This window comes from Paraburkholderia fungorum (genome assembly GCF_046026025.1).
GTDB lineage: Bacteria > Pseudomonadota > Gammaproteobacteria > Burkholderiales > Burkholderiaceae > Paraburkholderia > Paraburkholderia fungorum_E.
In genome coordinates, this window is record NZ_JAQQFL010000042.1 from 41,430 (window position 1) to 62,057 (window position 20,628).

At 62.3% G+C, this 20,628-nt stretch carries 21 protein-coding genes; 9 read left to right on the forward strand and 12 right to left on the reverse strand.

Annotation, left to right across the window (positions count from 1 at the left end; genetic code table 11):
• Positions 1–2 precede the first annotated feature (2 nt).
• From priB to PQR67_RS33200, 5 genes are all read right to left on the reverse strand, one after another.
• Positions 3–302, reverse strand: a complete 300-nt coding sequence (gene priB / locus PQR67_RS33180; protein WP_028196682.1) for a primosomal replication protein N — start codon at positions 300–302, stop codon at positions 3–5.
• Between the two features lie 50 nt (positions 303–352).
• Positions 353–727, reverse strand: a complete 375-nt coding sequence (gene rpsF, locus PQR67_RS33185) for a 30S ribosomal protein S6 (RefSeq protein WP_144143310.1) — start codon at positions 725–727, stop codon at positions 353–355.
• 239 nt (positions 728–966) lie between these two features.
• On the reverse strand, positions 967–1,884 hold the full coding sequence (locus PQR67_RS33190; protein ID WP_408467027.1) for an anti-sigma factor family protein: 918 nt from the start codon (positions 1,882–1,884) through the stop codon (positions 967–969).
• Complete coding sequence (locus PQR67_RS33195) at positions 1,874–2,602, reverse strand: RNA polymerase sigma factor (RefSeq protein WP_408467028.1); 729 nt, start codon at positions 2,600–2,602, stop codon at positions 1,874–1,876. The genes PQR67_RS33190 and PQR67_RS33195 overlap by 11 nt, the downstream gene beginning before the upstream one ends.
• Positions 2,603–2,747: 145 nt before the next feature.
• The gene (locus PQR67_RS33200) at positions 2,748–3,662 is read right to left on the reverse strand and encodes a LysR family transcriptional regulator (RefSeq protein WP_408467029.1); all 915 of its coding nucleotides are present in this window, start codon (positions 3,660–3,662) and stop codon (positions 2,748–2,750) included.
• 370 nt (positions 3,663–4,032) lie between these two features.
• On the opposite strand from PQR67_RS33200, the gene gcl reads away from it, so the two are divergent.
• The 4 genes from gcl to PQR67_RS33220 all read left to right on the forward strand — a co-directional run bounded on the left by gcl (position 4,033) and on the right by PQR67_RS33220 (position 8,682).
• Positions 4,033–5,808, forward strand: a complete 1,776-nt coding sequence (gene gcl, locus PQR67_RS33205) for a glyoxylate carboligase (protein WP_408467030.1) — start codon at positions 4,033–4,035, stop codon at positions 5,806–5,808.
• Between the two features lie 141 nt (positions 5,809–5,949).
• Positions 5,950–6,759 carry a hydroxypyruvate isomerase gene (gene hyi / locus PQR67_RS33210; protein ID WP_408467031.1) on the forward strand — a complete coding sequence of 270 codons (810 nt, stop codon included), beginning with the start codon at positions 5,950–5,952 and terminating at the stop codon, positions 6,757–6,759.
• A gap of 57 nt (positions 6,760–6,816) precedes the next feature.
• Positions 6,817–7,725 carry a 2-hydroxy-3-oxopropionate reductase gene (locus tag PQR67_RS33215; RefSeq protein ID WP_408467032.1) on the forward strand — a complete coding sequence of 303 codons (909 nt, stop codon included), beginning with the start codon at positions 6,817–6,819 and terminating at the stop codon, positions 7,723–7,725.
• A gap of 555 nt (positions 7,726–8,280) precedes the next feature.
• Positions 8,281–8,682 (forward strand): DUF3597 domain-containing protein, encoded by a 402-nt coding sequence (locus PQR67_RS33220; protein ID WP_408467033.1) that lies wholly within the window; start codon positions 8,281–8,283, stop codon positions 8,680–8,682.
• Between the two features lie 171 nt (positions 8,683–8,853).
• Here PQR67_RS33220 and PQR67_RS33225 read toward each other — a convergent pair whose 3' ends face one another.
• The 6 genes from PQR67_RS33225 to PQR67_RS33250 form a co-directional block, all read right to left on the reverse strand.
• Positions 8,854–9,897: an asparaginase gene (locus PQR67_RS33225; RefSeq protein ID WP_408467034.1), complete on the reverse strand. Its 1,044-nt coding sequence runs from the start codon at positions 9,895–9,897 to the stop codon at positions 8,854–8,856.
• Between the two features lie 82 nt (positions 9,898–9,979).
• Positions 9,980–10,906 (reverse strand): CysB family HTH-type transcriptional regulator, encoded by a 927-nt coding sequence (locus PQR67_RS33230; protein WP_074284329.1) that lies wholly within the window; start codon positions 10,904–10,906, stop codon positions 9,980–9,982.
• Between the two features lie 101 nt (positions 10,907–11,007).
• A complete protein-coding gene (locus tag PQR67_RS33235) occupies positions 11,008–12,066 on the reverse strand; it encodes a sulfate/molybdate ABC transporter ATP-binding protein (protein ID WP_120348281.1) in 1,059 nt (352 codons plus the stop codon).
• The gene (cysW, locus tag PQR67_RS33240; RefSeq protein ID WP_408467035.1) at positions 12,066–13,100 is read right to left on the reverse strand and encodes a sulfate ABC transporter permease subunit CysW; all 1,035 of its coding nucleotides are present in this window, start codon (positions 13,098–13,100) and stop codon (positions 12,066–12,068) included. Before cysW ends, PQR67_RS33235 begins: the two co-directional genes overlap by 1 nt.
• Complete coding sequence (gene cysT / locus PQR67_RS33245; protein ID WP_408467036.1) at positions 13,097–13,999, reverse strand: sulfate ABC transporter permease subunit CysT; 903 nt, start codon at positions 13,997–13,999, stop codon at positions 13,097–13,099. The genes cysW and cysT overlap by 4 nt, the downstream gene beginning before the upstream one ends.
• 176 nt (positions 14,000–14,175) lie before the next feature.
• Positions 14,176–15,225 (reverse strand): sulfate ABC transporter substrate-binding protein, encoded by a 1,050-nt coding sequence (locus tag PQR67_RS33250; protein WP_408467037.1) that lies wholly within the window; start codon positions 15,223–15,225, stop codon positions 14,176–14,178.
• 315 nt (positions 15,226–15,540) lie between these two features.
• On the opposite strand from PQR67_RS33250, the gene lexA reads away from it, so the two are divergent.
• From lexA to PQR67_RS33265, 3 genes are all read left to right on the forward strand, one after another.
• On the forward strand, positions 15,541–16,191 hold the full coding sequence (gene lexA, locus PQR67_RS33255) for a transcriptional repressor LexA (RefSeq protein ID WP_120348284.1): 651 nt from the start codon (positions 15,541–15,543) through the stop codon (positions 16,189–16,191).
• 57 nt (positions 16,192–16,248) lie between these two features.
• Positions 16,249–16,599: a hypothetical protein gene (locus tag PQR67_RS33260; RefSeq protein ID WP_408467038.1), complete on the forward strand. Its 351-nt coding sequence runs from the start codon at positions 16,249–16,251 to the stop codon at positions 16,597–16,599.
• A 188-nt stretch (positions 16,600–16,787) separates the two neighbouring features.
• The gene (locus PQR67_RS33265) at positions 16,788–17,420 is read left to right on the forward strand and encodes a DUF2939 domain-containing protein (RefSeq protein ID WP_408467039.1); all 633 of its coding nucleotides are present in this window, start codon (positions 16,788–16,790) and stop codon (positions 17,418–17,420) included.
• A gap of 133 nt (positions 17,421–17,553) precedes the next feature.
• Here the strand turns inward: PQR67_RS33265 and PQR67_RS33270 are convergent, their stop codons facing one another.
• Complete coding sequence (locus PQR67_RS33270; protein WP_074284336.1) at positions 17,554–18,018, reverse strand: universal stress protein; 465 nt, start codon at positions 18,016–18,018, stop codon at positions 17,554–17,556.
• Between the two features lie 265 nt (positions 18,019–18,283).
• On the opposite strand from PQR67_RS33270, the gene nodI reads away from it, so the two are divergent.
• Both nodI and PQR67_RS33280 read left to right on the forward strand, forming a co-directional pair.
• A complete protein-coding gene (nodI, locus tag PQR67_RS33275; RefSeq protein ID WP_408467040.1) occupies positions 18,284–19,198 on the forward strand; it encodes a nodulation factor ABC transporter ATP-binding protein NodI in 915 nt (304 codons plus the stop codon).
• Between the two features lie 65 nt (positions 19,199–19,263).
• A complete protein-coding gene (locus PQR67_RS33280) occupies positions 19,264–20,091 on the forward strand; it encodes an ABC transporter permease (protein WP_408467041.1) in 828 nt (275 codons plus the stop codon).
• Positions 20,092–20,628: the final 537 nt, after the last annotated feature.

Here is a 20,628-nt window from a genome sequence, read left to right on the forward strand (position 1 = left end):
GTTCAGTCCTTTCCAATGTCCTGCAATTCTGTGATGTGAAATACCAGTGTTCTTGCGTTGCGGTGCTTTTTTGCCAGAAAGCCTGTGAAGAGCGTTTCCACGCCCATCTGACAGCCTTCGAGCTTACCGCTCGCCTCGCCTGCGGCTACCGCCTGCATGGTCAGTTCGACTTGCCGGGCAATACCGGCTTCGACGACTTCCGTGCGGTGGTGCAACGTGCAGCCTGCAATCGGAACGCCGGCGGGGGTATACCGCACCGGTTCGCGTTCAACGACGCTGGCCGTGAGTTGCAGCCGATTCATGTAACCCTGGTCGAGAGCGACGCTTGATCTGGTAGCTTAAATAGTGTGTCTTAAGCCTGCGCTTCGGACGGTTGCGTAGCAGCCGACTTCTTGGCTTCTTCGCGCTGCACTTCCTTCATCATCGGCGACGGGCCGGTTTCGGCCTTCTTCAGCTTGACGATCAGGTGACGCAGAACAGCGTCGTTGAACTTGAATGCGTGTTCCAGCTCGTCGAGCGTGGCTTGGTCGCATTCGATGTTCATGCAGACGTAGTGAGCCTTAGCGAGTTTCTCGATCATGTAGGCCAGTTGGCGACGGCCCCAGTCTTCGATACGGTGGATCTGGCCACCGTGCGAGGTGATCGTGGACTTGTAACGCTCGATCATTGCGGGCACTTGCTCGCTTTGATCCGGATGCACGATAAATACGATTTCGTAATGACGCATATTCACTCCTTGTGGATTAAAGCCACCCGGGCGTCGGAACCGGTGTGGCAAGTGAGAAGCCAAAGAGTGTAACCCGATTAGGGCCGGGTTGCAAGATATCCTGTTAAAACGACGCCCGAATCGGGTGTGTTTTCAAGGGTTTAGGACGAAGCGGACAAACGGCCAGGCAGCGGGCCAGGCGACCGCCCTCCATGCGCGCCCGGCAGCATCCCCGCCGGATCGCGCACGCGACGGCCATTTTACCCCCCCTCGGTCTGCTCGCTGCCGCCCGCCAGACGGGCTTTCAGCGCCGTTTCAAGCCCGCTGAGCGCGTCCGGTGCGGCGTCGGTGACAGCCCACCAGGTCATCCCCTGCGCGTTCCAGTGCGCCAGTGAGTAACCCTCGCGGGTCTGCGCCATCGACGGCCCAGTGGCCGCTTCTCGTCCAGCGTCAGTGGAGCGCGCCTCCGGAAACACGTAGACGTCGATGATGTGCTTCTGATAGCGGTACACCAACACCGCCACCCGCTGATGCCCGATGTAATCCAGGCGGCCGCCTTCAAGCGGAAAACCGTTTGCCGCGAGGTCCTCGACCGGTGGCGAATAGTCGATCCGGCCGTTGAACCACGGCTTGACCGTGTGCCGATCAGTCGAAATGACGTCGATGTCGTGACCGGACATTTGCGCCCGCACATGGCTTTCGACCAGTTCATCCGCAAACGGACCGGCTTCTACGGGACGATGCGCGTTCATTGTCACACCCACCGCCACCGCACCGAGCGCGACCACCAGTGCGACGAGCCATCCCTGCCCGATCGCGGCGCCCGCGCCCCCGCCGGGCCGGCCCATCGCACCTTGCGGAGGCCACCAGCCCCTCAGCCAGTGACCCAGCCAGCTTCGCTTCGGCCTCGGCTGCGTGGCGGCCGGTGGGGTTTCGACCGGCTCACGGGCAGCAATATCGCCCCCCGGGAGGGCCGCAAGAATCCGGGCGCGCAGAGCATCTGGCGCGCGGTGGTAAGGCTGTGCGCGCAAAGACTCGCTCAACACATGCAGGTTTTCGCTTTCCCGCCGGCAAGCGTCGCAAGTCTCGATGTGCTGCTGGACACGCTGAGCGTCCGGCGCGGGCAATTCGTGGTCGGCGTTCGCATCGAGGAGCGGCCGCGCTTCGTTACAGTCCATCTGGCGTCTCCTGAGCTAAGCCGGCGGCACTTGCGCCGGGGTTGTTGGATGGACGGCCGTTGGAGGCCGCCCGCAGTGGCGTGACCGATGCCGTGGGCGTCGTGCACGCGCCTGACGTCGTGGCGCGCGGCGCACCGCCCCCTTCCTGCTTCGCGCCCAGCAGCGCGGCCAGCTTGCGCCGGCCCCGCGCGAGCCGCGACATCACCGTGCCGATCGGCACATCGGCCACCATCGCGATCTCGCGATAGCCCATTTCTTCGAGCTCCCGCAGGATCAACACCTCGCGGTATTCGACCGGCAACTGCGCGAGGGCATCGTGCACGAGCTTCGTATCCTCGTTGCGGATCAGGAGCGTCTGCGGATCCGCGCCGCCCGCGCTCCAGCCGTCGAAGACCGCGTCGTCCATGGTGTCGTCGAACTCGACCATCTCGTGCGACGACGCGCGCCGGCGCCACTCCGTGTACCAGGTACGGCGCACGATCGCGAGCAGCCACGGCCGCGCCGAGTCGCCACGGAAGGTGTCGAAGAAACGGAACGCGCGCATGAACGCTTCCTGCACGACGTCGTCGGCGTCGTTGGCGTTCCCGCACAGCCAGCGCGCAAGGTTGTACGCGGCGTCGAGATGCGGCAAAGCCAGCTGCTGAAAACGGCGGCTTCTTGCTGCATCGGCGTCGGTATCGACGTGCGCGCGGGCGGCGTCTGAATCGGTTTGGACCACCTGGTCCCTCCAGGGCGTTGCGGCTAGGCTCGGTGACTCGTTTTCACCCGCTCATCATGCATAACCGGCCACACGCCGAGTTTATTCCCGCCTTCAGCCTGAATCTGATTATTTGAGCTGCTGTTCCAAGTCGCTATCCAGCCCGCTAGTAAGCCGGGCGATTCCAGTAATCCTCGCTGGCGTACACCTCTTTCAGATAATCGATGAAGTAGCGCACCTTGGCCGGCACATAACGCTGCTGCGGATAGACCGCCAGAATGTCGTAGTCGGGCAGCGCGAATTCATCCAGTACGGTTTCCAGTTCGCCGCGCGCCAGTTGCTGCTGGATTTCCCATGTGGAGCGCCAGCCGAGCCCGAGCCCCTCGGACACCCAGCGGTGCAGCAATTCGCCGTCGTTGCAGTCGAGCGTGCCGCCCACTCGCACCGTTGCCAGCTTGCCATTGCGGCGGAAGTACCAGCCGCGGTTCTGGCCGCCTTGCAGGTTGAACGCCAGGCAGTTGTGCTGCGGCAGATCTTCGAGCGTTTTCGGCTTACCGTATTGGCGAAAATATTCCGGCGTGCCGCACACCACGCGCCGGTTCGACGCCAGCTTCACCGCAACGAAATTCGGATCGACCGCGCCGCCGATCCGGATCGACAGGTCATAGCCCTCACGCACCAGATCCACGACCCGGTCGGTCAGGTTGAACGACACCTGCAATTCCGGCTTGTCGGCGAGAAAAGCCGGCGCCAGCGGTGCGACGTGCTTGCGCCCGAATGCGGCCGGCGCGGACACGATCAGATGGCCGTTCACCGCACGCCGTCCGGCGCTCAGCTCGTTTTCCGCCTGATCCCATTCGGTGAGCAGGCCACGGCAGCGCTCGAGAAATGCCGCGCCGTCTTCGCTGACCACGAGGCGCCGCGTCGAGCGGTACATCAATTTCACGCCGAGGCGCTTTTCGAGCGCGTCGATGCGGCGCCCGAGAATTACCGGCGACACGCCCTCTTCCAGCGCGGCCGCGGCGAGACTGCCCGCGTCGGCGACACGCACGAAAGTTTCGATCTGTTTGAAGCGATCCATTTTTGTCTCCTGTGTCGCCCCGAGTTAGCGCTTTAGCGCTTACTCGGGTCCCATGCAGAGCAGTCGCCCGGAGTTGGCGCTTTAGCGCTTACTCCGGGCCCATGCAGAGCAGTCGCCCGGAGTTGGCGCTTTAGCGCTTACTCCGGTCCCATGCAAAGCACCTACTCGCGTCCCACGCATCGCGGCGGCCCATCCAGACAGGCAAGCCAGGCGCCATTCCATACTTTTTGTTTCGAAATAAGCGACCTGGACTGATCTTATCAAACCTTTAGGTGAAGCCTACAGTTCGATCAACACCTTTGGTTTGCACATCCGTCAGCGAATTCGTTACCCCGCTTATTCGCCCACCTCAGACATTCAGGAGACATTCATGGCCAAGATGAGAGCCGTCGACGCAGCCGTGCTGGTGCTCGAAAAAGAAGGCATCAACACCGCATTCGGCGTTCCGGGCGCAGCAATCAACCCGTTCTACTCGGCCATGCGCAAGGCAGGCAGCATCAGCCACGTGCTGGCCCGTCACGTCGAAGGCGCGTCGCACATGGCCGAAGGCTATACGCGCGCCCAGCCGGGCAACATCGGCGTGTGTATCGGCACTTCGGGCCCTGCCGGCACCGACATGATCACCGGTTTGTACTCCGCTCAGGCTGATTCGATTCCTATTCTGGCTATCACGGGCCAGGCGCCACGCGCGCGTCTGTACAAGGAAGACTTCCAGGCCGTCGATATCGAATCGATCGCCAAGCCGGTCACCAAGTGGGCCGTCACCGTGCGCGAACCGGCGCTGGTGCCGCGCGTGTTCCAGCAGGCTTTCCATCTGATGCGCTCGGGCCGTCCGGGTCCGGTGCTGGTCGATCTGCCGATCGACGTGCAACTCGCCGAAATCGAATTCGACATCGACACGTACGAACCGCTGCCGGTCTACAAGCCGAAAGCAACCCGCAAACAGATCGAAGCCGCGTTGAAGTTTTTGAATGACGCTGAAAAGCCGTTGATCGTCTCGGGTGGCGGCGTGCTGAACGCAGCCGCTGAAGACCTCCTGGTGGCATTCGCCGAGACCGTCGGCGTGCCGGTGATCCCGACGCTGATGTCGTGGGGCGCGATCCCTGACGACCATCCGCTGATGGCTGGCATGGTCGGCTTGCAAACCTCGCACCGCTACGGCAACGCGACGATGCTCGCCTCCGACTTCGTGCTCGGTATCGGCAATCGCTGGGCGAACCGTCACACGGGCAGCGTCGAGGTTTACACCAAGGGCCGTAAGTTTGTGCACGTGGACATCGAGCCGACGCAGATCGGCCGCGTGTTCGGACCGGACCTGGGCATCGTGTCGGACGCGAAGTTCGCGCTCGAACTGTTCATCGAAGTGGCGAAGGAATGGAAGGCCGCCGGCAAGCTGAAGGACCGCAGCGCATGGGTCGCCGATTGCCAGCAACGCAAGCAGACGATGCTGCGCAAGACGCACTTCGACAACGTGCCGATGAAGCCGCAGCGCGTGTACGAAGAGATGAACCAGGTGTTCGGCCGCGATACGTGCTACGTGAGCACGATCGGTTTGTCGCAGATCGCCGGCGCGCAATTCCTGCACGTCTACAAGGCGCGTAACTGGATCAACTGCGGCCAGGCAGGCCCGCTTGGCTGGACGATTCCGGCAGCACTCGGTGTGCGTGCAGCAGACCCGCAACGCCAGATCGTCGCGCTCTCGGGCGACTACGACTTCCAGTTCATGATCGAAGAACTGGCGGCCGGCGCGCAATTCAAGCTGCCGTACGTGCATGTGGTGGTGAACAACTCGTACCTCGGCTTGATCCGTCAGGCACAGCGCGCGTTCGATATGGACTTCTGCGTGCAACTCGGCTTCGAGAACATCAACGCGCCGGAAATGAACGGCTACGGCGTGGACCACGTCGCGGTTGCCGAAGGCCTGGGTTGCAAGGCGATTCGCGTGTTCAAGCCGGAAGAACTGAAGCCGGCCCTGCTGAAAGCGCAATCGATGCTCTCCGAGTTCAACGTGCCGGTGATCGTCGAAGTGATTCTCGAACGTGTGACCAACATTTCGATGGGCACCGAGATCGACGCGATCAACGAGTTCGAAGACCTGGCCGAGAAGCGCGAAGACGCGCCGACGGCAATCAGCATGCTCGACTGAGCGTCCTGACGCTTTGAAGCACGCTTTAAAGCGCGCGTCGATTCGCGTGCTGACCTGATGAGCACCCCATGAGCGCGGCCCGGCATTCCAGAGCCGCCTCATGAAGTTATTTCACTGACCGACCAGCGAGACACAAGCACCATGCCGAAATTTGCAGCAAATCTCACCATGCTGTTCAACGAAGTCCCGTTCCTCGACCGCTTCGCGGCAGCAGCGGACGCGGGCTTCAACGCCGTCGAATTCCTGTTTCCGTATCCGTATCAGATCGCCGAATTGAACGAACGTCTGCAGCAGAACCGTTTGAAACTCGTGCTGCACAACCTGCCCGCGGGTAACTGGGAAACGGGTGAACGTGGCATCGCATGCCTGCCGGATCGCGTGAGCGAGTTTCAGGAAGGCGTCGGCCGCGCGATCGAATACGCAACCGCTTTGAAGGTACCGCAACTGAATTGCCTCGTCGGCATTCCGACGGCGGGCGTCGACGCCGACAAGGCCCGTTCGACGATCGTCGACAACCTGCGCTTCGCCGCGGGCGAACTGAAGAAAGCCGGCATCAAGCTGCTGGTCGAGCCGTGCAATTCGTACGACATCCCCGGCTTCGCGCTGAACCGTTCGGGCGAAGGCCTCGACGTGATTCGCGCGGTGGGCTCGGACAATCTGTTCCTGCAATACGACATCTATCACATGCAACGGATGGAAGGCGAACTCGCGGCGACGATCAAAAAGAACCTGCCGCAGATCGCGCACATCCAGCTCGCCGACAACCCCGGCCGCAACGAACCGGGCACCGGCGAAATCAACTACCCGTTCCTGTTCGATCTGCTCGATTCACTCGGCTACGAAGGCTACGTCGGTTGCGAGTACAAGCCGCGCACGACCACCGCCGCCGGCCTCGGCTGGGTGCAAAGCGTGGCCGGGCAAACCCGCGGCGCAGCCCACGCCGCAGTCTGATCGATCCATCGATCGCATCAGGCACACCACCCCAAACAACACTGGAGATTCAGACACATGGCAAAGATCGGTTTCATCGGCCTCGGCATCATGGGCGCGCACATGGCGCGTAACCTCATCAAGGGCGGTCACACGCTGTTCGTGAATGGCGCGTACCCGGTGCCGGAAGATCTGAGCAAGAGCGCGAGCGTGGTCACCAATTCGACCGCTGTGGCACAGGCCGCCGACATCGTCATCATCATGGTGCCGGACACCCCTGACGTCGCCAACGTGCTGTTCGCCGACGACGGCGTCGCCGCCGGCCTCACGCAAGGCAAGCTCGTGATCGACATGAGCTCGATCTCGCCGCTCGACACGCAAGCCTTCGCGAAGAAGATCAATGCGCTCGGCGCCGACTACCTCGATGCGCCGGTGTCCGGCGGCGAAGTCGGCGCGCGTGAAGCGTCGTTGACGATCATGGTGGGTGGTCCGGAAAAGGCTTTTGCTCTCGCCAAGCCGCTGTTCGACCTGATAGGCAAGAACATCTCGCTGATCGGCGACAACGGCGCGGGTCAAACCTGCAAGGTCGCGAACCAGATCATCGTCGCGCTGAACATCGAAGCCGTGGCTGAAGCGCTGCTGTTCGCTTCACGCTCGGGCGCCGATCCGGAACGTGTGCGCAAGGCACTGATGGGCGGCTTCGCCTCATCGCGCATCCTCGAAGTACATGGCGAGCGCATGACCAAGCGTACCTTCGATCCGGGCTTCCGTATCGAACTGCATCAGAAGGATCTGAACCTCGCACTGGACGGCGCACGCAAGCTTGGCATCGCCCTGCCGCATACGGCAAGCGCGCAACAACTGTTCAGCGTGTGCGCAGCCAACGGCGGCAAGGCATGGGATCACTCGGCGATGGTGCGCGCACTGGAAATCATGGCGAACTACGAAGTCGCGCAAGCGCCGGGCAACGAAGCCAAGGCGGCTTAAGCAACAACAAGGTTGCCGTGACGATCGCGATTTCAACGTGGTCGTCGCGGCAATCGCAGGTGGGGCGCCCGCTCCGTCGTGCAGTATCGGCGGCGGAACGGGCAAATCGTGCCGCTCTGGGCTGAGAGCGGCAAGTGGGGTCCGCAGCGGCACCCGGCGGCGCCGGGGAAGCCTTGGTCGGTCAGACGTCGTCGTCGGGTGTCCGGCTGTCGGATTTCAAAGTTATGCGTTTTCCGCCATTCTCTCGCAGCGGCTGCATCATGCATGCCGCCTGCCTGCAACTCTCTTTGCAGGTCTCCTCACACATGGGCTCGCAAGTCCGCTTGCATTTGCTTGCAACTCCACGCCCAGGCCACGACCTTTTTTGACACATCGGTCCGCGCTTTTCTCCTACACTCGTTGAGTCTGGTTGCTGGCGTCTCGGCGATCACGTGCGGCTTGCCGGTCATCGCAGCGCATGTGCTCGTGCTCTGTTTCATTCGCCCGATTCCAACCAGCGTTCAACCCGTGAGCGAAATGTGCTTGCGCCGGTAACCCATCTGCAAAGGATTCAGAATGAGTATCTTTGGTGACATCGTAAACAAGCTCTTCGGCAAAGCGAAGCCCGACCAGCCTGCGCCTGCGGTTGAGCCGACACCGGATCCGGCAGCGGCACAAGCTGCTGCGCCTGACGCCGCACCGGCGCCCGCGCCGCTGGCCGACGTCGACGTCGCTGCCGTCATGGATCAGTTCGTGAGCGAGAGTGGACAAACGTTGAACTGGCGCACGTCGATTGTCGACACGCTGAAAGCGCTCGGCGTCGACAGCAGCCTCGACCATCGCAAGCAACTCGCACAGGAACTGAAGTACAGCGGCGACACGAACGATTCGGCAAGCATGAACATCTGGCTGCACAAACAGGTGATGCAAGCGCTGGCGGCGAACGGCGGGAAGTTGCCTCCGGATCTGGCGTCCTGACTGCGGGTTGGCGCCATGTGATGGCGCCGTCTGGCTGCGCCGACAGTGACAAACCGTAAGCTGAAACGACAACGCGGCGCCCGGGTCGATGACCTGGCGCCGCGTTGTCACTCAAGCTTCATGTGCGGGACACGGTTCTGACTTTGAACCGGGCCGCCCGCGCTGAATCATTCAGTACGTATCGAAAGTCTTCTGCAACGCAACCGGCCCCGTGCCGCCCGCGGCCAGTGCAAGCATCAGCAGGACCCGCGCCTTGTACGGATTCAGCGAGCCCGCGCTAACAAAGCCGAGCGCATCGTCCGCAGCCGCGCCGTTGCGCATGACGTGACCTGAGCCCACACGCGACGAGCGCACCACCGCCACACCCTGCGAGGCCGCATCGGCCAATGCCTGTTGCATCGAAGCGTGGATCGAGCCATTGCCCGTGCCCGCCACCACGATGCCGCGCACGCCGGCTGCCACCAATGCATCCACGGTGATCCGCGAGACACCGGCATAGCTCGCGACAACCTCAACGTGCGGCCACTTCGCGCCGATCACGAATTCGGTTGCAAGCGTATGCGGACGCACTACGCTGCGCTGAAATTCGACCCGGCCGTCCTGCACCCAGCCAAGCGCGCCGATCTCCGGCGACTGGAAGGCATCGACCGCATACGTGCTCGTCTTGACCACGTCGCGTGCGCTGTGGATCTTGTTGTTGAACGCCACCAGCACGCCCTGCCCGCGCGAACCCGGGTTCGCCGCAACCGTCACCGCATTCAGCAGATTCAGCGGACCGTCGGCGGACAGCGCCGAGGCCGGACGCATGGCCGCGGTAAGCACGACCGGCTTGTCCGATTTGATGGTGAGATGCAGCAGATAAGCAGTCTCTTCGAGCGTATCGGTGCCATGCGTGATTACCACGCCGTCGATATCATCGCCGTCGAGCAATGTGTTGATGCGTTGCGCGAGCGTGGTCCACAGCGACATTTCCATGTCTTTACTGTCGACGCTGGCAATCTGCTCAGGCGCGATCTGCGCGACCGTGGACAAAGCCGGCACCACGGCCAGCAATTGACCGACGCCGACCACACCTGCCTGGTAGCCGGACGTGTTGGTGGCGTCCGCGGCCGCCCCGGCGATCGTGCCGCCGGTTGCCAGCACGGCAATGCGCGGCAGCCGGGGCGTTGCGCCTTCGTTGGAAGGCGTCGCGGAAGAAGAAGTCAGAGTATTCATGGCGGCGATTGTAAGCGATGTGCCGCGCGCCGCCATGCGTCAAAAAAACGGCTACCCGTTCGTTTTGGGTTCAGTCCTCGCCTCAAACCGCCTCGCGCAGTTGCGCGGCGATTTCCGCTTCATTCAGCTGCGGTGCGAACATTTCGATCAGCCGGTACGCATACGCGCGCAGGAACGCGCCCTTGCGCAAGCCGACCCGCGTCGTGCTGGCTTCGAACAGGTGCTGTGTATCCAGCGCGACCAGTTCCGTGTCGCGCTTCGGATCGTAGGCCATGGCCGCGACCACCCCGATACCCATGCCGAGTTCGACATAGGTCTTGATCACGTCGGCATCGATTGCGGTCAACACGACGTCGGGCAACGCGCCTGCTTTCGCGAACGCCTGGTCGATGTGCGAGCGGCCTGTGAAGTCCTGGTCGTACGTGACAATCGGGAATTCGGCGATCTCATCGAGTGTCAGGTTCTCGCGGCCCACCAGCGGATGGCCCTTGGGCACCACCACGATGTGATGCCACGAATAGCACGGGAACGTGACGATATCCGGAAAGCGGTCGAGCGCCTCGGTCGAAATGCCGATATCCGCTTCGCCGTTGATGATCATCTGCGCGATCTGTTGCGGGCTGCCCTGGCGCAACGCCAGGTGCACTTTCGGGAACACCTCGGTGAATTGACGAATCACCTTCGGCAGCGCGTAACGCGCCTGCGTGTGGGTGGTCGCCACGACGAGGTGGCCGCTGTCCTGATCGGCGTACTGACGCGCTACGCGACGCAGATTTTCCGCGTCGAGCAACATCCGCTCAATCAGTTGATGCACCGCCTTGCCCGGCTCGGTGAGGCCCGTCAGACGCTTGCCGCGCCGGATAAAAATATCCACGCCGAGCTCGTCTTCCAGATCCTTGATCTGTTTCGATACGCCCGACTGCGACGTGTACAACACGTTGGCCACTTCGGTCAGATTCATGTTCTGACGCACGGCCTCGCGCACAAAGCGCAATTGCTGAAAATTCATCTGTATGTCTCCGGTTAAGCCAGAGTTGAGTTATTAGAGTTCGATTGAAACGCCGAGTGTTGTTGTGCTGCCTGCAGTGCCGCCTGTGCCGCTTATGCCACCTATTGCGCCGGAAATACGCGCAACGCGCGCGGCACGGCCGTCACGCCGTCACCGATCGCCAGCTGCAGATCGCGCCACGATTCGCGGTCGAGCTCCGCCTCGAGCACATGACCCTCACGGCCCGCCAGTTCCACGCGCACCGAGCCGCCGAGCGTCACCACGCGCCGCACGTCGACCACAATACCTTCGCGGTGGCCGGACGCTTGAGGATACAACTGCAGATCGTGCGGCCGCACATACGCGAATGCCGGCCCGCTGAAATCGGCCTTGATCGCGACCGGCAGCGCCGCGCCATCGACCACGAAGCCGCTCGCATCCACCTTGCCATGCAGACGGTTCGCCGCGCCGAGAAACTCGTAGACGAACGAGGTTTGCGGATGGTCGTACACGTCCTGCGGACTGCCCACCTGCTCCACGTGTCCGCGATTCAACACGACGATCCGGTCGGCCACTTCGAGCGCTTCTTCCTGATCGTGCGTGACGAAAATCGTCGAGATATGCAGATCGTCATGCAAACGACGCAACCAGCTGCGCAACTCCTTGCGCACCTTCGCATCCAGCGCGCCGAACGGTTCGTCGAGCAGCAGGACCTTCGGTTCGACCGCCAGCGCGCGCGCCAACGCAATCCGCTGGCGCTGGCCACCCGACAACTCCGACGGATAGCGTTGCGCGAGCCAGTCGAGTTGCACGAGCTTCAGCAGTTCATGCACTTTCTCGCGAATCACCGCTTCAGAAGGCCGCTCGCGACGCGGCTTCACACGCAAGCCGAAGGCGACGTTCTCGAACACCGTCATATGACGGAACAGCGCGTAATGCTGGAACACGAAACCGACTTCCCGTTCACGCGCACCGACCGTCGCGACGTCCTGGCCTTGCAGCACGACCTGGCCGCCGTCCGCGTATTCGAGACCGGCGATCACACGCAACAAGGTTGTCTTGCCACAACCCGACGGCCCGAGCAGCGCAACCAGTTCGCCCGGCGGAAAGTCGAGCGAAACGTTATCGAGCGCGACGAAATCGCCGAAGCGCTTTTGCAGGTTACGAACGGTGATACCCATTACAGCTCTCCTTGCTTGAGCGGGTGCTGGACTGCATTTTTCGACACGTGCGTCGGATTGGCGGACTGTGAAGCAAACGATGAAGCGGACGTCGGCACGACTGGCCCTGCATACGCCGGCACGTCGCGCGCAGCGGACAGTTCCGCCGACATATGGCGCTCGGCCAGCAGCTTCAGACCGAGCGTCACGAGCGCCAGCAGGGCCAGCACCGACGCCACGGCGAACGCCGCCGAGAAGTTGTATTCGTTATAGAGAATTTCGACGTGCAGCGGCATCGTGTCCGTCTGGCCGCGAATGTGGCCGGACACCACCGACACCGCGCCGAACTCGCCCATCGCCCGCGCATTACACAGAATCACGCCGTACAGTAGACCCCATTTGACGTTCGGCAGCGTGACACGGCGAAAGATCTGCCAGCCCGACGCGCCGAGCACGTGCGCGGCTTCCTCTTCGTCGTTGCCTTGCGCCTGCATCAGCGGAATCAGTTCACGCGCGACGAACGGGAACGTGACGAAGATCGTTGCCAGCACGATCCCCGGCACCGCGAAGATGATCTGCACGTTGTGGTCCTGCAGCCACGGGCCGAACCAGCCCTGCGCGCCGAACATCAGCACATAGATCAAACCGGAAATCACCGGCGAGACCGAGAACGGCAGATCGATCAAGGTGGTCAGCAAGGCCTTGCCGCGGAACTCGAACTTGGCGATACACCAGGACGCCGCGAGACCGAACACGAGATTCAGCGGCACCGCGATCGCGGCCGTAATCACCGTGAGCTTGATGGCCGACAGCGCATCCGGATCGGCCAGCGATTCCAGATAGAAGCCAATGCCCTTGTTCAAGGCCTGATAGAACACGGCAACGAGCGGCACGACCAGAAACAGCGCAAGAAACAGCAGCGCGATGCCGATCAGAATCCAGCGCACGACGGGCGGCTCGGTGACCGGATCGGGCCGGCGCGCGACATTGAGCGGCGCGCGCGGCGCCACGGCAACCGCCGCGGCATTCGCGCCATTCAGGGAGTTGCGGCTCATTGCACACCTCCGCCGACACCGATCGCCGCCACACTCGCGACAGCGGGCGCCGGGCCTGCGCCGCCCCGGCCCGTGCGGCGTTGCAGATACCACTGCAAGGTGTTGATGAAGAGCAGCATCAGGAACGAGACGACCAGCATGACCACGGCCAGCGCGGTCGCACCGGCGTAGTCGTATTGCTCGAGCTTGGTAATGATCAGCAGCGACGTGATTTCCGATTTCATCGGCACGTTGCCGGCGATGAAAATCACCGACCCATATTCGCCGAGCGCCCGCGCGAACGCCAGCGCGAAACCGGTCAGCAAGGCCGGGAACACGGCCGGCAGCACCACGCGGCGAAACGTCAGCCAGCGCGAGGCGCCGAGGCAGGCGGCCGCCTCTTCCTGCTCGCGTTCGAACTCTTCGAGCACCGGCTGCACGGTCCGCACGACAAAGGGCAAACCGATGAAGGTCAGTGCGACCAGCACGCCGGCCGGCGTGAAGGCGATCTTGATGCCGAGCGGTTCGAGAAATTGTCCGATCCAGCCGTTGCCCGCGTACACCGCCGCGAGCGAAATGCCGGCCACGGAGGTCGGCAACGCAAACGGCAAATCGACCACCGCATCGACGATGCGTTTGAACGGGAACGTATAGCGCACCAGCACCCACGCGACCAGAAAGCCGAACACCGCGTTGATCAGCGCGCCGCCGAGGGCCGAGAAAAACGTCAGGCGATACGACGCGAGCACGCGCGGCGACGTGACGGCGCGCACGAACTGGGCCCAGTCGAGCGTCGCGGTCTTGAGGAAGGTCGCCGCAAGCGGAATCAGCACCACGAGGCTCAGATAAGCCACCGTGATGCCGAGTGTCAGGCCAAAACCGGGCAAGGCGCTCGGTTTTCGGAAGGTCAACGTCGTCATGCTCAGTACTCTTTCAGGGTTGAAGCCGGCGACTCTTTTCCGGCCGTCTGGCTGGCCAAAAAGCGCGCCGGGTGGGCGCGCTTTTTGGCGGGGTGTGACTCACGTCTACTTGCTAACGTCTACTTGCGGCATCTACTGTGGCTTCTAACCGCGTAGATCGTCCGGCCGGGTGCCCATTACTGCGGCGAGTAAATCGAATCGAACACGCCGCCGTCGGCAAAGTGCGTCTTCTGTGCATTCGCCCAACCGCCGAACGAATCGTCCACCGTGTACAGCTTCAACTTCGGAAACTTCGAGGTCAGCTCGGCCGGCACCTTGCTGGAACGCGGACGGTAGAAGTTCTTCGCCGCGATTTCCTGGCCTTGCTCGCTATACAGGAAGTTCAGATAGGCCTCGGCCAGCTTGCGCGTGCCGTGCTTGTCGACCACCTTGTCCACCACCGCGACCGGCGGCTCGGCCAGAATGCTCACCGACGGCACGACGATTTCAAACTTGTCCGGACCGAATTCCTTCAGCGAGAGGAACGCTTCGTTTTCCCATGCGATCAGCACGTCGCCGATGCCGCGCTGCACGAAGCTGGTGGTCGCGCCGCGCGCGCCCGAATCCAGCACGCCGGCATTCTTATAGAGCTTGCCGACGAATTCCTTCGCCTTCTGATCGTTGCCGCCCGGCTGATGTTCGGCATAGGCCCACGCGGCCAGATAGTTCCAGCGCGCGCCGCCCGAGGTCTTCGGATTCGGCGTGACGATCGAGACGCCCGGCTTGGTCAGATCGTCCCAATCCTTGATGTGCTTCGGATTGCCCTTGCGCACCAGAAACACGATCGTCGAGGTGTACGGCGAGGCGTTGTCCGGCAAACGCTTTTGCCAGCCTTTGTCGAGCAGACCCTTGTTCGCCAGCGCGTCGATGTCGTAGGCGAGCGCCAGCGTCACCACGTCCGCCTGCAAACCGTCCAGCACTGAGCGCGCCTGCGCTCCCGAGCCGCCGTGCGACTGCTTGAAGGTGACCGTCTCGCCCGTTTTCGCCTTCCATTCCTTGCCGAACGCCTGGTTGACGTCCTGATACAGCTCGCGTGTCGGGTCGTACGACACGTTCAGCAGCGTCGTGTCGGCCGCATGCGCCGACGTCATGACGCCGGCCGCCGTAATCGTGCCGACTGCGCCGAATGCGAGCGCCACGATGAGTTTTCTGGTCTTGCCTGCCAGCCCCGTGCCCTGATGGTTCATGCCAACTTTCTCCGCGTGGTGGTCCGCTGAAACAGCGTGTGGTGTTGTTCTGCGTCGCGGTCACGTGCACATGAGCGCCAACTCGAAGGGCAGTCTATCGAAGAGCTTTCATCATTAAAAATAATGTTTCTTCATTCTTTAATACGCAAAAGTGGTAATGACGGCCGGATAAGGCGTTGCGGCACGAAAACAGGTGTTATGACGTCCGTTTGCGGCGCTGGAACGCCACCCCAGGCCACGAACTTAAAGTAAAGCTTGAATTGCGCGGAATACTGTATAAAAATACAGTCACCTGTTCATACATACAGTGGCCCCATGACCAAACTCACCGCACGACAGCAGCAGGTTTTCGATCTGATCCGCCGGGCCATCGAACGCACCGGCTTTCCGCCCACGCGGGCGGAGATCGCCGCCGAGCTGGGCTTCAGCTCGGCCAACTCGGCAGAAGAACATTTGCGGGCGCTGGCTCGCAAGGGCGTGATCGAACTCGCCGCCGGCGCGTCGCGCGGCATTCGCCTGCTTGGCGGGGCGGAAGATTCGCCGTACCAGTTCACGCTGCCGCACGCCAGCATCATGCAACTGTCGTTGCCGCTGATCGGGCGCGTTGCAGCGGGTAGCCCGATCCTCGCGCAGGAACATATCTCGCAGCACTACGCGTGCGACCCGGCACTGTTCTCGAGCAAGCCGGACTATCTGTTAAAGGTGCGCGGGCTGTCCATGCGCGACGCGGGCATCTTCGACGGCGACCTGCTCGCGGTGCAGAAGAAAAGCGAAGCGAAAGACGGCCAGATCATCATCGCGCGCCTTGGCGACGACGTGACGGTCAAGCGCCTGAAGCGCCGGCCGAACGGCATCGAACTGATCGCCGAGAACCCCGATTACGACAACATCTTCGTTGAAACCGGCAGTGCGGACTTCGCGCTCGAGGGTATCGCTGTCGGGCTGATCCGCCCGGGCGAGTTCTAATCCCCGCGCGTGCGCCAACCCGAAGCTGCCCCAACGTTGAATCGCCTGGAGAGACTCATGGAACGCCTTGCCCGCCTGCTGCCTTTTCGCCCGTTCGGTCGTCTGCGCCATCTGCGCAAGCTGGTGCCCTGTTCACTCATTGAGGCGTCCCCGGTCGGTACTTCGTCGCTATCGCTGTTCGACGCGCCTGCCGGTGGAGCGGGTCTGCCCTCCTCGTTGCCGGCTTTTGTGCGTGTGTCGTTGAATTCAGGGCTGAATACGGCTGAACCCGCGCGCCGGGCGCCAGTGCGCGTCTATCACGGGCCGTCGCGGCTGATCATGGTCGGCACGGTAGACGCCGTGTGCCGCATGATCGATCGTTGCATCGCCGACGAAGCCAACGTGCACGGCGCGGTATTCGAGTCATAAGCTGCACGGCGCGTGGACCGCATTCCACTGCCGCTGTGCATGTGCATGTGCATGTGCATGTGCGTCGCGCGACACTCGGCATAAGGTCTTCCGACCCTCCTGCGCCGTCTCGAATATCGCCTCGCCTGGGATCGTTTTCGCGTGGTCGCGGTCCACGTTAGATCACACTTGATGGAGAGTCCCACTCGATGGCAGTTTCAACTCGCACGAAGCGCAGCGCCATCCGGCCGCTAGTCGTCACTTTGATTGTGATTGTGGTGATTGCCGCGTTGGGGTTTGGTTATGCGTCGCCCTACATGGCGCTGAATAATCTCAAACGTGCGGCGGATGCCCGCGATGCGCAAACCGTCAATGAATACGTCGACTTTCCCGCGTTGCGCGAAAGCCTGAAGCAGCAGGTCACCGGCCTGCTCACACGTCGGCTCGACGCGCATGGCAACGGCAATCCGTTCGCGGCAATTGGCGCAATGATCGGGGTGGCCTTGATCGGTCCGCTGGTAGATGCTTATGCGACACCCGACGGTGTGGCGGCGTTACTGAACGGCATGCCGCCGCGTGGCAACCCGGGTGAACGGCCACCGGTCCCGCCTGCCGCTGCAGCGCCGGCCCCTTCTGTTGCCGGCAGTATGGCCAACGGCACGGCCAATAGCGAGGACAACGCGACGCCACCGCAACCGCCGCAAACCACGGCGGGCTATCGCGGCTTCAACGAGTTCGTCGTCACTTATCAGCATGGCGCCGGTGACGCGCGTTACTCGGCGATCTTGCAGCGCGAAGGCTGGTTCACCTGGAAGCTGGCGGCGGTCAATCTGAACGAGTGATCGTCTGAAGCGGTCCTCTGGAGAACGCGATCGGCCGGAACGAATCACAATCTGGCCGACGCGGCCGCCCTGAACGAGCGACCGCCCGGCCCACGTGGCCTGTTCAGCCAAGTCCACGCCCCCCCGTCTTGCGTCACGCCGCAGCTTGCTGCTGTTCCTGTGCGGAAGAGCACGCCACCAGAATGCTGCACGATATCCGATCGAGCAGCGGAGTATTCCCCGCGCCCATCCACCATCGTGAGAGACCGGTGCGGCAACGATGGCCGACCACCACGAGGTCGACATGCAGTTCGTTGGCGAGGTTGGCGATCTCGTCGATCGGATGGCCGAACGCAAAATGCCCTTGCGCGGTTACGCCGCGTTCGGTGAGCCAGTCCACCCCTTCCTGCAGGATGTCGCGGGCTGTTTTTTCAAAGCTGCCGCAGGCCACATCGGTCAGCAGGCCCGCGCTTTGCGCAATGCTCGAGCGCATGTCGACTACTGACAATAAGTGCGTTTCCGCCTTCAGATCCAACGCCAGGTCGGCGCCGCAACGTAACGCTTTGCGGCCTTCGCGCGAGCCGTCGTAGCACAGCAGGATTTTTTGGTAGCTCGCCATGATTTTTCTCCCATCCCGCGAGGTACGCGGTCTGAATGAATCATGGTGCGCCGCAATTCAGGTTGCAAGGGATGGAAAACGCTAAGTGCGCCCTAAACAGGTGCGTGCTGGATTTGGGCCCGATTCGGGTCGCTCGCGAACCTATGCGGCAGCGCAAGAAACATCGTCCGGCGCATCCTGAGGCCGTCAACACCTGGCCGCCGATGCCATAGAATGAGCGGCCTTACCGGCTATTTGCACCTTTTCCCGGAGACGCGATCGATCCATGTCTGAAGCCGCCATTGAATTCCACCAGGTTAAGAAAAGCTACGGCGAGAAGACGGTCGTCGACGGACTGTCGTTTCATGTCAACGTCGGCGAATGTTTCGGCCTGCTCGGCCCGAATGGCGCAGGCAAGACCACCACGTTGCGCATGCTGCTCGGCATCGCCGCGCCGGACGCCGGCACGATCCGCCTGTGCGGCGAGCCGATTCCCGGCCGCGCGCGGGTTGCGCGAGCGCGTGTCGGCGTCGTGCCGCAATTCGACAATCTCGATCCCGATTTCACGGTCCGCGAAAACCTGCTGGTCTTCGGCCGCTACTTCGGTCTGAGCGCCGCGCAATGCCGAGCGATGGTGCCGTCGCTGCTCGAATTCGCGCGCCTCGAAAGCAAAGCGGATGCGCGCGTGAGCGAACTGTCGGGTGGCATGAAACGGCGCCTTACGCTGGCTCGCGCGCTCGTCAACGATCCCGACGTGCTGATCATGGATGAGCCCACTACCGGTCTCGATCCGCAGGCGCGCCATCTGATCTGGGAGCGGCTGCGCTCGCTGCTGGCGCGCGGCAAGACCATCCTGCTGACCACGCACTTCATGGAAGAAGCCGAACGGCTGTGCCATCGCCTGTGCGTCATCGAGGAAGGACGCAAGATCGCCGAAGGTGCGCCGCGCGCGTTGATCGCATCCGAGATCGGCTGCGACGTGATAGAGATCTTCGGCCCCGATCCGGTAGCCTTGCGCGATGAATTGGCGCCGTTTGTCGAGCGCACCGAAATCAGCGGCGAGACGCTCTTCTGCTATGTGAACGATCCCCAGCCGGTACATGCGCGACTCAAGCAGCGCGCCGATCTGCGCTATCTGCATCGCCCGGCTAACCTGGAAGATGTGTTCCTGCGTCTGACCGGGCGCGAGATGCAGGATTGACGCGAAGCCGGCACCGGCCCGGCTCGCATCCTCTACAGCTATAACGACACGCCCGGAGACACGCAATGGACGCACGCACCTACGAACCCCACGGCGGGACGCCGCCGAAGCAGGAAACCTTCGCCGCGTTCCCCGCCAACGCGGTCAACTGGATTGCGGTGTGGCGCCGCAACTATCTTGTCTGGAAGAAGCTCGCGATTGCCTCGATGTTCGGCAATCTTGCCGATCCGATGATCTATCTGTTCGGCCTGGGTTTCGGGCTTGGGCTGATGGTCGGGCATGTCGACGGCGTGTCGTACATCGCGTTTCTCGCCGCGGGCACCGTGGCATCGAGCGTGATGATGTCGGCCAGTTTCGAGTCGATGTATTCGGGTTTTTCGCGCATGCACGTCCAGCGCACGTGGGAGGCGATCATGCATACACCGCTGACGCTTGGCGACATTGTGCTCGGCGAGGTGGTGTGGGCGGGCAGCAAGTCGATGCTATCGGGCGCGGCGATCATGCTGGTCGCGGGGGGGCTTGGCTACGCGAATTTTCCGTCGATGTTGCTGGCGTTGCCGGTGATCGTGCTGACGGGGCTTGCGTTTGCGAGTATCGCGATGGTGGTGACGGCGCTGGCTCCGTCGTATGACTTTTTTATGTTTTACCAGACGTTGGTGTTGACGCCGATGTTGCTGTTGTCTGGGGTGTTCTTTCCTGTTTCGCAGTTGCCTGCTGCGGCGCGGGCCGTGACTGAGGTTTTGCCTTTGGCGCATGCTGTCGATCTGATTCGGCCGGCTATGCTGGGGCGGCCTGTTGATGGCGCGGTTTTGCACGTTGCCGTGCTGGTGGTTTATGCGGTGGGTGGGTTTGTTGTTTCGGCGGTTTTGTTTCGGCGCAGGATGATGAAGTGAGGGTTGGGGGTGTTGGGCTTTTCTTGGTCTGATTGCCTGCGCGGCGCTTTGGTTGTATGCCTGCGGCGTTGGCCTTTCCTTGCTTTTTTAGTGGTCTATTCGCGTTGCCCCTGTGCGGGGCGGCACCTACTTTTCTTTGCCTGCCGCAAAGCAAAGTAGGCAAAAGAAAGCGGCTCAAACCGCTAGTTCTTAAGCGGGTCCCCCGCGCAGCCACGGTAGTGGTGCATCTGGAATCCGTGCTCCCGCACATTCCGCCCCAGTGACAAGGCGCTCATACTTCCCGCCTCGCACTACGTGCTCGCCGGAAGCGGCCGCTACGCAAACCCATGGCTTCGTTTGGCATCGTGGGGGCCGTTGGTTTCGCCTCGGCGAAAAGCCAACGGACACCGCGCTTTGAAGGCGCACTCGCGCTAAACATACCTGGCGACATGTAGACACTGCTGGGGGCAAAAACGGCAAGCTGCCTTCTGAGGTTCCACCAGTGTCAAGCACGACATATCGCTTTTGAAGTGGGCAAATCTCAGGCGAGACAGGTAG